The 12,894-nt window shown below is 62.4% G+C and carries 9 protein-coding genes; 2 read left to right on the forward strand and 7 right to left on the reverse strand.

Going from position 1 to position 12,894, the window contains the following annotated elements; genetic code table 11:
• Positions 1-642, forward strand: coding sequence for a LysE family translocator (locus BM216_RS13275; RefSeq protein ID WP_092999647.1), 642 nt, complete (start codon positions 1-3; stop codon positions 640-642).
• Between the two features lie 81 nt (positions 643-723).
• Here the strand turns inward: BM216_RS13275 and BM216_RS13280 are convergent, their stop codons facing one another.
• The 7 genes from BM216_RS13280 to BM216_RS13310 all read right to left on the reverse strand — a co-directional run bounded on the left by BM216_RS13280 (position 724) and on the right by BM216_RS13310 (position 10,398).
• Positions 724-1,383: a YiaD family glycine zipper/OmpA-like lipoprotein gene (locus tag BM216_RS13280; RefSeq protein WP_092999648.1), complete on the reverse strand. Its 660-nt coding sequence runs from the start codon at positions 1,381-1,383 to the stop codon at positions 724-726.
• Positions 1,384-1,460: 77 nt separating this feature from the next.
• On the reverse strand, positions 1,461-2,711 hold the full coding sequence (gene ispG / locus BM216_RS13285) for a flavodoxin-dependent (E)-4-hydroxy-3-methylbut-2-enyl-diphosphate synthase (RefSeq protein ID WP_092999649.1): 1,251 nt from the start codon (positions 2,709-2,711) through the stop codon (positions 1,461-1,463).
• Between the two features lie 98 nt (positions 2,712-2,809).
• Positions 2,810-4,003, reverse strand: coding sequence for an MFS transporter (locus BM216_RS13290; protein ID WP_092999650.1), 1,194 nt, complete (start codon positions 4,001-4,003; stop codon positions 2,810-2,812).
• On the reverse strand, positions 4,000-4,812 hold the full coding sequence (locus BM216_RS13295; protein WP_092999766.1) for a DeoR/GlpR family DNA-binding transcription regulator: 813 nt from the start codon (positions 4,810-4,812) through the stop codon (positions 4,000-4,002). The genes BM216_RS13290 and BM216_RS13295 overlap by 4 nt, the downstream gene beginning before the upstream one ends.
• Before the next feature lie 104 nt (positions 4,813-4,916).
• Positions 4,917-6,044, reverse strand: a complete 1,128-nt coding sequence (locus BM216_RS13300; RefSeq protein WP_092999651.1) for a hypothetical protein — start codon at positions 6,042-6,044, stop codon at positions 4,917-4,919.
• 27 nt (positions 6,045-6,071) lie between these two features.
• On the reverse strand, positions 6,072-9,530 hold the full coding sequence (gene pyc / locus BM216_RS13305; RefSeq protein WP_092999652.1) for a pyruvate carboxylase: 3,459 nt from the start codon (positions 9,528-9,530) through the stop codon (positions 6,072-6,074).
• 127 nt (positions 9,531-9,657) lie between these two features.
• A complete protein-coding gene (locus BM216_RS13310; protein WP_092999653.1) occupies positions 9,658-10,398 on the reverse strand; it encodes a helix-turn-helix transcriptional regulator in 741 nt (246 codons plus the stop codon).
• A 287-nt stretch (positions 10,399-10,685) separates the two neighbouring features.
• On the opposite strand from BM216_RS13310, the gene BM216_RS13315 reads away from it, so the two are divergent.
• Positions 10,686-12,476: a glucan ABC transporter ATP-binding protein/ permease gene (locus BM216_RS13315; RefSeq protein WP_092999654.1), complete on the forward strand. Its 1,791-nt coding sequence runs from the start codon at positions 10,686-10,688 to the stop codon at positions 12,474-12,476.
• Positions 12,477-12,894 lie beyond the last annotated feature (418 nt).

Genomic DNA, 12,894 nt, shown 5'->3' on the forward strand with positions numbered 1-12,894 from the left:
ATGCCGGATATCTCGACCTACCTGCCCTATATCTGGCCGGCCTACATGGCCTATCTCATCACGGTGCTCAGCCCCGGCCCGGCCAATCTCGCCATCATGACGACCGCGATCTCCGAAGGCCGCCGCGCCGGGCTCATCATAGCACTCGGCGTCTTCTGCGGCTCGCTCACCTGGGCCTGCGCCGCAGCCCTCGGCCTGGCCGCCCTGTTGCGCACCTACGCGGTGGCGCTCGAAATCATAAAAATCCTCGGCGGCCTCTACCTCATCTATCTCGCCTGGAAGGCTTACAAGTCGGCACGCAGGCCTGACACCGACTTCACCTTCGGCGATACGAAGACACGCCGTACGGCAAGACAGCTCTGGCTGCGCGGCTATGCCATCCACATCACCAATCCGAAGGCGATCTTCGGCTGGCTGGCGGTGATCTCGCTCGGCCTGCCGGAAAATGCCCCGCCTTCTGCCGTGATGCTGATCGTCTCGATCTTCAGCACGTCGAGCTTCATCATCTTCACCGGCTACGCCGTCCTTTTCTCGACCCGCCATGCGCTGCGCGTCTACAGGTCGGCGCGGCGCTGGATCGAGGCCACGATGGCCGTTTTCTACAGCCTTGCCGGCATAAAGCTGCTGACCAGCCGCATCTGAGCCGTATCGTTGAAACGCGAAAGCCCCGCGCATCATGAAAGACGCGCGGGGCTTTTGATCGCTAAATCCGCGTAACGCGGATCAGTTCTGTTCGATAGGCGCGATCGCCACTTCGACGCGGCGGTTCTGGGCGCGGCCGTCCGGCGTCGCGTTGGAAGCGACCGGCTGCGACGGGCCGAAGCCCATGGTCGAGATGCGGCGCTGGTCGACGCCGCGACCGCCGAGATAGTTGGCGACGGAGGCCGCGCGGCGTTCCGACAGGGCCTGGTTATGCTGCAGGCTGCCGGTCGAGTCGGTGTGGCCGTTGACGTCGATATAGGTCTTGCCGAACTTGTTGAGCACGATCGCAACCGAATCGAGCGTCTGATAGAACGGCGGAATGACCTGGTCCTGGTCGGTCGCAAACGTAATGTTCGACGGCATGTTGAGGATGATGCGATCGCCCTGGCGGGTGACCGAAACGCCGGTTCCCTGCAGCTGCTGGCGCAGCTCGGATTCCTGCCGGTCCATATAGTTGCCGATCGCACCGCCGGCGAGACCGCCAATCGCGGCACCGATCAGCGCATTGCGGCCCTTGTTGCCGCCGCCGACGAGAAGGCCGCCGACCGCGCCGAGGCCGGCACCGATCGCGGCACCGCCAGCCGTGTTGGAAACCTTCTGCTCGCCTGTATAAGGGTCAGTCGTGGTGCAAGCGGAAAGGAAGGTCGCGGCCAGCGCGACGATGGCAAATTTCTTGAGCATTCGAATCGTTTCCCCGTCCTAGGTGGTCGCACTTCCTTACCACGAAATGCGGCGAAACGAGGAAACGGGGTGTCGAATTACTCGGCGGCCGTACGCTGGCCGAAACGGTTCTCGATATAGTCGATGACCAGCTTTTCGAAATCGCCGGCGATGTTCGGGCCCTTGAGCGTCATCGCCTTCTTGCCGTCGATGAAGATGGGCGCCGACGGCGTTTCGCCGGTGCCGGGCAGCGAGATGCCGATATCGGCATGCTTGCTTTCGCCCGGACCGTTGACGATGCAGCCCATGACCGCGACGTTCAATGCCTCGACGCCCGGATATTTTTCCCGCCAGACCGGCATGTTCTTGCGGATGTCGTCCTGGATGCGCTGGGCGAGTTCCTGGAAGACGGTCGACGTGGTGCGGCCGCAGCCGGGACAAGCGGCAACGACCGGAATGAACTGGCGGAAGCCCATGACCTGCAGGATTTCCTGGGCCACCTGCACTTCCTTGGTGCGGTCGCCGTTCGGTTCCGGTGTCAGCGACACGCGGATCGTGTCGCCTATGCCGTGCTGCAGCACATAACCCATGGCGGCCGACGAGGCGACGATGCCCTTCGAGCCCATGCCGGCCTCGGTGAGGCCGAGATGCAGTGCGTGGTTGGAGCGCTCGGCCAGCATCGAATAGCAGGCGATCAGGTCCTGTACCTGGCTGACCTTCGCCGAGAGGATGATACGGTTGCGCGGCAGGCCGATGCTTTCGGCAAGCTCTGCCGAGATCAGCGCCGACTGCACGATCGCCTCATGCATGACCTGACGGGCGGAAAGCGGCGAGCCGGCATCCGCATTGCGGTCCATCAGCGTGGTGAGCAGATCCTGGTCGAGCGAACCCCAGTTGACGCCGATCCTGACCGGCTTGTCATAACGGATCGCCATCTCGATGATGTCGGCGAACTGCTTGTCCTTCTTGTCCTTGAAGCCGACATTGCCCGGGTTGATGCGGTATTTCGCAAGAGCCTCGGCGCAGGCCGGATGATCGGAAAGCAGCTTGTGGCCGATATAATGAAAGTCGCCGACAAGCGGCACATCCATGCCGAGCCGCAGCAGCCGCTCGCGGATCTTCGGCACGGCGGCAGCGCTCTCGTCGCGGTCGACTGTGATGCGCACGATTTCCGAACCGGCGGTGTAGAGGGCCGCCACCTGGGCGACGGTCGCGTCAATATCGGCCGTGTCCGTATTGGTCATCGACTGCACGACGACAGGCGCACCCCCACCGACGATCACCCCGCCCACATCGACCGCAACGGTGTGGCGGCGCGGCTTCGGATCAAAGTCGATGGGTGATGTCATGGTCGCTTCCAGATGCCTTCAAGCGGGATTGCAATTCAGGTGGCGTATGCCTTGCCGCTTGTCAACCATCGAGCTTTGTCAGTTTTGCGGCGCACCGGTCAATGATGCGCGCCGTCCGCATGTCTGGCAAGCCGCGATACGGCGAGCACGACGACCAGAAATGCCGAGAGCGCCAGGAAGATCGAAGCAAGCCCCGTATGTTCGGCGACAAAGCCGATGACCGACGGGGCGAGCAGAATGCCCGAATAGCCCATGGTCGTGACCACCGAAAGCCCGACGCCCGCCGCCATGCCCGGCAGGTTGCCAGCTGCCGAGAAGACGATCGGCACCATGTTGGAAATCCCGATCCCCGCCAGCGCGAAGCCGGCAATTGCAACGGTAGAGTTCGGTGCGAGGCCAATAATGGCGAGCCCGCAGATCGCGATCGTGCCGCAGATCCGAAGCGTCATCACGGCCCCCAGCCTGTCGCGGATGAGATCGCCGGCAAAGCGCATGACGGCCATCGTAAAGGAGAAGCCGGCGAAGGCGAAGCCGGACAGGGCGACCGATGCCCCGAGTTCGTTGCGCATGTAGAGAGCGCCCCAGTCGAGGATCGCACCTTCCGGAACCATGCAGAACAGCGCGATCAGGCCGATCAGCCAGGGCAATGGCGAGCGCGGCAGGCGGCTGCGGGTCTCGTCCTTCGCGTCGTCCGGGTGCGGCGCGTCATGCAGCACGACCTTCCAGCAGGCGGCGATCATCAGTGCGGCCACCAGCGTGACGATAACGGAATGGGTGAACACGCCGAACCGTTCGATCAGGAAGCCGCCCGTCGATGCGCCGAGCAGGCCACCGAGGCTCCAGAAGGCATGGCAGGACGACATGATGGCGCGGCGCATATGTTTTTCCGTCGCCACAGCATTGGCATTCATCGCCACGTCCATTGCTCCGATCAGCCCGCCGAACAGCGAGATCGCCACCGCTCCGCTCCAGATATCGCCCGTCAGCGACAGCAGGAAAAGCATCGGCGTCAGCAGCACCGCGGCGACCTTGGACACGGTGCTGGAGCCGAAACGGGCGATCTGGCTGCCGGCGATCGGCATCATGATGATCGAGCCGAGGCCGAAGGCGAGGATCATCAGCCCGAGCGATTTTTCGCTGAGCTCGAGCCGCGCGGCGAATTCCGGAATTTTCGGCGCCCATGAGCCGATCATGAAGCCGTTCATCAGAAAGAGCAGCGCAACACCGGCTCGCTCCTTCGTCAGATAGGATCCAAGCGGCCGCTCCATCTTTTCGACTTCCGACTGGCTCATGGCGCGTTTCCTCTTGCTGCTTTTTTATCTTTGATTTCGGTGACGGCTTCGCAACGATGCGCCTCGACACCCTGCCGGACCACCTGCTCGACCAGCGCCACATCCGCATCGGCCTCCAGCACCAGCGAAAGCGGCGCGGCGAGGTCATGCACATGGAATGCCGCCCGGTGGCCGAGCTTGTCGGTTGTGATGGCGGCGAGGCTGCGCTTGGCCGCCGCGCAGGCCAGCCGCTTGAAGGCGGCATCCTCGAAGACATCGGCGGCAAGCCCGTCTTCGAGCGTCAGGCCGCAGGCGCCGAGAATGCAGAGATCCGGCCGCATCGTCTCCAGCTGCCGGATCGCGGTCGCATCGATCGCAGCGCCCACCGCCGGGTCGACCCTGCCGCCGATCACGACAAGCTCGATGCCGGCTCGCCCGGCAAGTTCCGCCGCGATGACCGGCGTGTTGGTAACGGCCGTCAGCCGCAATCCATCCGGCAGGCTGCGGGCGATGGCCAGATTGGTCGACCCCGCGTCGAAGAAGACGACGCTGCCTTCGACCAGCAATCCCGCAGCCATCTCTCCCAGCATTGCCTTGCGATCCGGCTGTTCATCCATCCGCGTCCTGAGCGGCACGGTCTTGGCCCCCGGCAGCAAGGCGCCGCCATAGACGCGCTCGCACTCGCCCCGCGCCGCCATTTCCCTGAGGTCACGCCGCACCGTGTCTTCCGAGACATCAAATGCCAACGCAAGCTCCTGCGCTGACACCCGTCCCTTGACGCGCAGCTCCGCGAGTATCTGAGCCTGTCTTTCACCGACGAAATGGTCCATGCCGACAATCATGCATGAATCGGAATAAACGTGCAATAACGGGCATTGTCATTTTGCAAAGAAATCCGCGGCAAGAGCGGCCAGTTCCTGGCCTGATGCGGGTTTCAGAAATCCCGTGCGGCGTCGAACCAGACTTGTGCGTCCTCGCGAGCGATCAGGTCCGGTCGGGTCGTGGCCAGGAGATTGACCGCAACGTCGGCATCTTCCCGCTCGCTGGTCTCGATACCCGGAAGGCCGTTGATGACTGCAACGAATTGCGTAATCGCCTCTTCAGCCGCGGCCTTGTCATCCGCCTTGGCGAGAACCTTAGCCGCCAGCCTGTAGGCCTTGCTCGCCGCCTTCTCACTTTTCGGATGCCATGCGCCGAAGGGCAGGCCATACTCCTCGATAAACCATGCCTTATCGCGCAACTGGCTTACCGAAAAATCGCCTTCCGACGCGTTCGCCTTGACCCAACCCTGCAGTGCCTTGCCCCGATCGCGCTCGACATTCCAGGCGGTAAATTGCGACAGCCGCCAGGTGGAAAGCTCCGGCAGGCCCGTAAGGTCAGGCACGTATCGCAATTCAAGCGTCTCAAGAGGCAATTCGGCCAGCACTTCGAGATTGCGCATTTTGCCGTGAAGCGAGAGTGACCTCAGGTTTTGGAATTCCACGAGGCTGGCACAGTCGAAACCCTCGTCTCCAAAAACCTTGCGGCGAATTCCGAGCTCCCGGACGGAACTGAGATATCCCGCGCCCGCGAGATCGGACAATACGAAATCTCCCTCGTCCTCGACGTTGACCGACGGGAGGCTGTCGGTATCGAGGGGATGGCTCAACTCCAACAGAGCCGGATTGCCATGGATGTTAAGGCGCCGCAGCCCGTCTGGCAGGGCGACATGCAGCCGATGTTGCCCCGGCTCAAGTATGAGATTTCCGATCATGGATGCGCGCATGTCGATCTCGAGATCCGAGAGAGGCCGGAATGTGACATCCTCCGTCCTGCGCGTCCGCGTCCATTCGAAGAGACTCGTATCGTTGCCCTCGTAATATACCCAACGCGGCCAGTCGTAACCCGAACCGGTACGCATCTCGTCAAAGACCGCCCAGTTGATCACGTCATCGGGCGCGACCAGAAGATCCGATTTTCTGGCCGCCCCTTTGGACCCGATCGAAAGGCTCCCCTTTCCAGCCTCCATTTTCAGCTTGTGGCTTCGGGGGCCGGTGAGATCCAGCAGGATGGCTTCGGTCACGACGCACTGCTCCCTTGCGGCGGCCGATCATCCTCCATAGACGATCAGCAGATCCTTGGCGTCGATCTGGTCACCCGCCTTGACGAGGACTTCGGCGATCGTGCCGTCCTTCTCCGCATGCAGCGCCGTCTCCATCTTCATCGCCTCGATCGACAGCAGCACGTCGCCGGCCTTGACCGTCTGGCCGGCAGAGACGGCAACCGTCGAGACGACACCCGGCATCGGCGCGCCGAGATGGGCCGCATTGCCGGTCTCGGCCTTGGCCCGCACGGAGCTTGCCGAGGCACGGTTGCGGTCTGGCACCTTGATGCGGCGCGGCTGGCCGTTGAGTTCGAAGAAGACGGTCACCATGCCCTGCGCATCAGGCGCGCTGGCCGCCTGGTTGACGATCACAAGCGTCTTGCCTTTCTCGATATCGGCATGCAGTTCCTCGCTGTCATCCATGCCGTAGAAATAGGCGTGGGTCGGCAGGACCGAGACCGGTCCGTACATGTCCGATGCCAGCGCGAAATCGGTGAACACCTTGGGATACATGAGGTAGGAGGCGAATTCGAAATCGTCGACCTTGCGCTCCAGCTTGTCCTCGATGACTTTCCGCTCGGCGTCGAGATCGGCCGGGGGCAGCAGCGAGCCGGGCACCGCCGTATAGGGTTTTTCGCCCTTCAGCGCCTTCTTCTGGATGCCTTCCGGCCATCCGCCCGGAGGCTGGCCGAGATCGCCCTTCAGCATGGCGACGACCGAATCCGGGAAGGCGATGTCCTTGGCCGGGTTCTCGACATCGGCGACGGTGAGATCCTGGGACACCATCATCAGCGCCATGTCGCCGACCACCTTCGACGACGGCGTGACCTTGACGATATCGCCGAACATCCGGTTCACGTCCGCATAAGTCTGGGCGACCTTGTGCCACTTGGTATCGAGCCCGAGCGAACGGGCCTGTTCCTTCAGATTGGTGAACTGACCGCCCGGCATTTCATGCAGGTAGACTTCAGACGCCGGTCCCTTGAGGTCGCTTTCGAAGGCCGCATACTGGCCGCGCACGGCCTCCCAGTAGAAGGAAATCTTGCGGATCCATTCCGGATCGAGACCGGTGTCCCGCTCGGTGCCCGACAACGCCTCGACGATCGAGCCGAGGCAGGGCTGCGACGTATTGCCGGACAACGCATCCATCGCCGCATCGACGACATCGACGCCGGCATCGACCGCAGCCAGCACGGTGGCCGCCGAAATGCCGGATGTGTCATGCGTGTGGAAATGGATCGGCAGCGAAGTCGCCTCGCGCAGCGCCTTGAACAGCACGCGCGCTGCCGCCGGCTTCAGCAGGCCGGCCATGTCCTTCACCGCAATGATATGCGCGCCGGCCTTTTCCAGCTCGGTAGCCAGCGCCGTGTAATATTTGAGATCGTATTTCGGCCGGGCGGAGTTAAGCAGATCGCCGGTGTAGCAGATCGCCGCCTCGCAGAGCCGGTTCTCCTCGTTGACCGCATCCATCGACACCCGCATGTTGTCGACCCAGTTCAGGCAGTCGAACACGCGGAACAGGTCGATGCCGCCTGCAGCAGCCTGGCGCACGAAATATTTGACCACATTGTCGGGATAGTTCGTATAGCCGACGCCGTTGGCACCGCGCAGCAGCATCTGCAGCAGGATGTTCGGCGCGCCCTCGCGGATCAGCGCCAGCCGCTCCCACGGGTCTTCGGTGAGGAAGCGCATCGACACGTCGAAGGTCGCCCCGCCCCAGCATTCCAGCGAGAAGAGGTTCGGCAGCGCCCGAGCATAGACCCCGGAGATCCGCGCGATGTCATGAGTGCGCATGCGGGTGGCGAGCAGCGACTGGTGCCCGTCGCGCATAGTCGTGTCGGTGATGAGAGCACGGCCCTCGCCCCGCACCCACTCGGCGAATTTCTTCGGGCCGAGTTCATCCAGCTTCTGCTTCGTGCCGGCAGGGATATCGCCCTCGATATAGGGCACGACCGGCTTCGTCGCATTGGCCGAAGGTTCTGGCCGCCCCTTGGTTTCGGGATGGCCGTTGACGGTGACGTCGGCGAGATAGGTGAGCAGCTTGGTGGCGCGGTCGGCGCGCTTCACCTGCTCGAACAGTTCCGGCGTCGTGTCGATGAACCGCGTCGTATAGGAATTGTCGCGAAATTTCGGGTGGGTGATGATCGCTTCGAGGAAGGTCAGGTTAGTGGCGACGCCGCGGATGCGGAACTCGCGCAGCGCGCGGTCCATGCGCGAGATCGCCTCAAGCGGCTGCGGCGCCCAGGCGGTCACCTTGACCAGTAGCGGATCGTAATAGCGGGTGATGATCGCCCCGGTATAGGACGTGCCGCCGTCGAGCCGGATGCCGAAGCCCGACGCCGAGCGATAGGCGGTGATGCGGCCGTAGTCCGGAATGAAATTGTGTTCCGGATCTTCCGTCGTGATGCGGCACTGCATGGCATGGCCGTTCAGCCGGATGTTCTCCTGCGCCGGCACGCCCGATTCCGGCGTGCCGATGGCAAAGCCGTCGAGGATGTGGATCTGCGCCTTGACGATGTCGATGCCGGTGACGACCTCGGTCACCGTATGCTCCACCTGGATGCGCGGGTTGACCTCGATGAAGTAGAATTTGCCGCTGTCGGCATCCATCAGATACTCGACCGTGCCGGCGCCGACATAATTGGTGGCGCCCGCGATCTTCAGCGAATATCCGGCGAGTTCGGTCCGCTGCGCTTCCGAAAGATAGGGAGCGGGTGCCCGCTCGACGACCTTCTGGTTGCGGCGCTGGATCGAGCAGTCACGCTCGAACAGGTGCACGACATTGCCATGGGTATCGCCCAGGATCTGGCTCTCGACATGCCGCGCACGCTCGACCAGCTTTTCCAGATAGACCTCGTCCTTGCCGAAGGCGGCCATCGCCTCGCGCTTGGCTTCCGTCACTTCTCTCGCGAGATCCTTCGGATCGCGGATCGCGCGCATGCCTCGCCCGCCGCCGCCCCAGGAGGCCTTCAGCATGACCGGATAGCCGATCTCCTCGGCCATCTTCGCCACCTCGGCCATATCGTCCGGCAGCGGCTCGGTCGCCGGCACGACGGGCACGCCGACGGAAATGGCGAGATTACGGGCCGCGACCTTGTTTCCGAGCTTTCGCATCGTATCCGGCCGCGGGCCGATGAAGATGATACCCGCCTCGTCGCAGGCATCGACGAATTCCGGGCTTTCGGACAGAAGTCCATAGCCGGGATGGATCGCATCGGCGCCGGAAAGTTTTGCGACGCGGATCACTTCCGGGATCGACAGATAACTCTCGATCGGCCCGAGATCCTTTTCCAGATGCGGGCCGCGGCCGACCTGGTAGCTCTCGTCGGCCTTGAAGCGGTGGAGTGACAGCTTGTCCTCCTCCGCCCAGATCGCGACAGTCTTGATGCCCAGTTCGTTGGCGGCGCGGAAAACACGGATGGCAATCTCGGAGCGATTGGCAACGAGAATCTTGGATATCGGCAACGCAACCTCCTCAAGGCATTATGGACATGCTGCGCTGCAAGAGAGCAACATCACTTGCATTAGGCAAGAACAATTTGCGTCGAGAAGGAAGACGATCGCGCCGTCGATGCGGCCGGCCGGCAATGCCTCAGGCGATCAAGGCAAGCCGGAAGGCGAGCGCGATCAGGTGCTGGCGGTTGTTGGCGCCGAGCTTCTCGTGAAGGCCGTTGATGTACCAGTCCACCGTATGGCTGGAAATGCTGAGTTCCTTGGCGATTTCATTGGAGGTCAAGCCATTGGCGAGCAGCAGGATGACTTCCATCTCGCGCCGTGTCAGCTGCACGTCGGTGCTGACCGCGCTTTCGAGGATATCGGTCTGGCGGCGAAACTGCAGCAGTTTCCAGAACAGCGCCTTGGCCGCCGCATCGAAAAGATTAAGCTCGGCCGGCGAAAGATCGACCGGGCGCCCGCCCGCCGCCATGCTGCCCAGCATTCCGTTACGGCCATGGACGGGAAACAGGTAGCCGTCGTGAAGGCCGTGGCGCGCCGCCTCCTGCATCATGCGCTTCATCCGCTGGCGATGCGGATCCGCCTTCAGGGTAAGCAGCGCGTCCTTCCATCGGAACGGTCGCTGCGCCATTCTGAGCCATCGCAATGTCGGATCGATCAGGCTGTACTTGCGCTGCGAATACAGCTCCGTCCAGCCCTGGGGCCAGCGCGCGGCAAGCACTTCCCTCTGCTGCTGCAGGTGCGGCAGGGGCTGGATAAGGACGCTGTAGAAGTCAAAGCCGTAGGTGGCGAGAAGGCTCTCGAACTGGGCACGCGCCTGTTCCGCCGTTTTTGCTTCTCCGAGCAACACGAGGAACTGGACGATCAAGGTTATATTCAACAGCGCCCCCAAGCCCAATCGGCCGCATTCAATTTATCTAAAATAATCAATATCAATAAAGCCTACATTGGACATGCATGGTTAGCATTCGTTGAAACCGCATGGCCATATTTAGCACCGCTTCTGGGGCAATTACCACGGATACGTGTATTCGGTTTCGTTTGCACGAAAAAATCTTATTTCCTTTGTCGCATTGCCACCGCGATAGAGGCTTGGAATCGCCCGGTCTTGTCCATAATGCTCTTTTACCCAAATAACGCATATTGGTGACTGACGAGGTTAGCGTTTTGACTTTATTCCAGGTTTACGCCCGGGCCCTAGGATATCTGGCGAAGAACAAATGGCGGGTGACCGCCATCGTGATCGCCAACATCGTGCTTGCGGTCATCACCATCGCGGAGCCGATCCTCTTCGGCTGGATCATCGACGCCATCTCGTCCAAGGGAGACGTCACCTCCGTGCTCTTGATGTGGGCCGGCTTCGGCGTGTTCAACACGATAGCCTATGTGCTGGTGGCGCGCGAGGCCGATCGGCTGGCCCATGGCCGCCGCGCCTCGCTCCTGACGGAAGCTTTCGGCCGCATCATCTCCATGCCGCTCGCCTGGCATCACCAGCGCGGCACGTCCAATGCACTCCACACTCTGCTGCGTGCAGCAGAAAGCCTGTTCGGGCTGTGGCTGGAATTCATGCGCACGCATCTCGCGACAGCCGTCGCGATCGTGCTTTTGATCCCGACCGCGGTCTCGATGGACTGGCGTCTCAGTCTCGTCCTGCTTGTGCTCAGCATCTTCTACTGGATCATCGGCGTCGCCGTCATGAAGCGGACGAAGGAAGGCCAGGCCTCGGTCGAGAGCCATTACCACCAGGTCTTCTCCCATGTCAGCGATTCCATCAGCAACGTCTCGGTGCTGCACAGCTACAACCGCATCGAGGCCGAGACCCAGGCGCTGAAGGCCTATACGAAGGACCTGCTCGCCGCCCAATATCCGGTTCTCGATTGGTGGGCGCTGGCCGGCGGTCTCAACCGCACCGCCTCGACAGTCTCGATGGGCGTCATCCTGGTCATCGGCACGATGCTCGTGCAGCGCGGCGAAATCCGCGTCGGCGACGTGGTTGCCTTCATCGGTTTCGCCAACCTGCTGATCGCCCGTCTCGACCTCTTGCGCCAGTTCGCCACCCAGATCTTCGAAGCGCGCGCCAAGCTGGAAGACTTCTTCGTGCTCGAGGATTCCGTCGACGACCGCGCCGAACCGGCCAATGCCGGCGAGCTTCGCGACGTGAAGGGCGAGGTCGAATTCCGCGACGTCTCCTTCGGCTTTGCCAATACCAAGCAGGGCGTCCACCATGTTTCCTTCACGGCCAAGGCTGGCCAGACGGTCGCGATCGTCGGCCCGACGGGCGCCGGCAAGACGACGCTGATCAACCTTCTGCAGCGGGTCTACGATCCCCAGCAGGGCAAGATCCTCGTCGACGGCGTCGACATCTCCACCGTCACGCGCAAGTCGCTGAGACAGCAGATCGCCACCGTCTTCCAGGACGCCGGCCTCTTGAACCGGTCGATCAGCGACAATATCAGCCTCGGCCGCGAGGGTGCGACGGAGGAGGATATTCTGAAGGCCGCGGAAGCGGCGGCCGCCACCGAGTTCATCGAAAGCCGCCTCAACGGCTACGAGACGACGGTCGGCGAGCGCGGCAACAAGCTTTCCGGCGGCGAGCGCCAGCGCATCGCCATTGCCCGCGCCATCCTGAAGAACGCGCCGATCCTCGTGCTTGACGAGGCGACCAGCGCGCTCGACGTGGAGACGGAAGCCCGCGTCAAGGCGGCAATCGACAAGCTGCGCCAGGACCGCACGACCTTCATCATCGCCCACCGCCTGTCGACCGTACGCGACGCCAATACGGTGATCTTCCTCGACAACGGCCGTATCGCCGAAATGGGCAGCTATGACGAGCTCAGCCAGCTCGGCGGCCGCTTCGCCTCGCTGCTGCGCACCAGCGGCCTGCTGGATGACGAGGAGGAAGACGAAGACGACGCGAAGAAGGACAAGAAGCCCGAGGCGTCGCCGAGCCCGGCCTGACCGGCTGGACATTGCTAGCGAAATGAAAGCCCGAGGCTCCAGGAAGCGTCGGGCTTTTTGTTTGGAGGCGCAGCCAGCTCTCTCCTTCATCCTCGGGCTAGTGCCGAGGATCTGCCAACCATCCTTCCCACTCGACGTGGTTAGATGCTCGGGGCAAGCCCGAGCATGACAACGGAAATCTTCTTCGCTCCATCGATGCGTGGCTCACCCAGTGCGAGCTGATCATGCCCGGGGACGAAATCCTGCTGCGCGGCAGAAAACATCATTGAAAATCAACACTTCAACCAGAATTTTACGCCGCGCCCATCCCGGCCCTTACCAGCCGAACTAATCTGATCCTGTCATTGGGCGGGGAACCGGGTCGCGAACCGGATCCGCAGGATCAACATCCGGTGCCCGATGATGGTTGAAAGGCGGG

This window comes from Rhizobium sp. NFR07 (assembly GCF_900111905.1).
Classification (GTDB): Bacteria; Pseudomonadota; Alphaproteobacteria; order Rhizobiales; family Rhizobiaceae; genus Neorhizobium.

Coding starts and splice junctions, on each gene's coding strand:
- ispG (WP_092999649.1), bottom strand. CDS start 2,711: ATGACATCACCCATCGACTTTGATCCGAAGCCGCGCCGCCACACCGTT.
- BM216_RS13280 (WP_092999648.1), bottom strand. CDS start 1,383: ATGCTCAAGAAATTTGCCATCGTCGCGCTGGCCGCGACCTTCCTTTCC.
- BM216_RS13275 (WP_092999647.1), top strand. CDS start 1: ATGCCGGATATCTCGACCTACCTGCCCTATATCTGGCCGGCCTACATG.
- BM216_RS13295 (WP_092999766.1), bottom strand. CDS start 4,812: ATGGACCATTTCGTCGGTGAAAGACAGGCTCAGATACTCGCGGAGCTG.
- BM216_RS13290 (WP_092999650.1), bottom strand. CDS start 4,003: ATGAGCCAGTCGGAAGTCGAAAAGATGGAGCGGCCGCTTGGATCCTAT.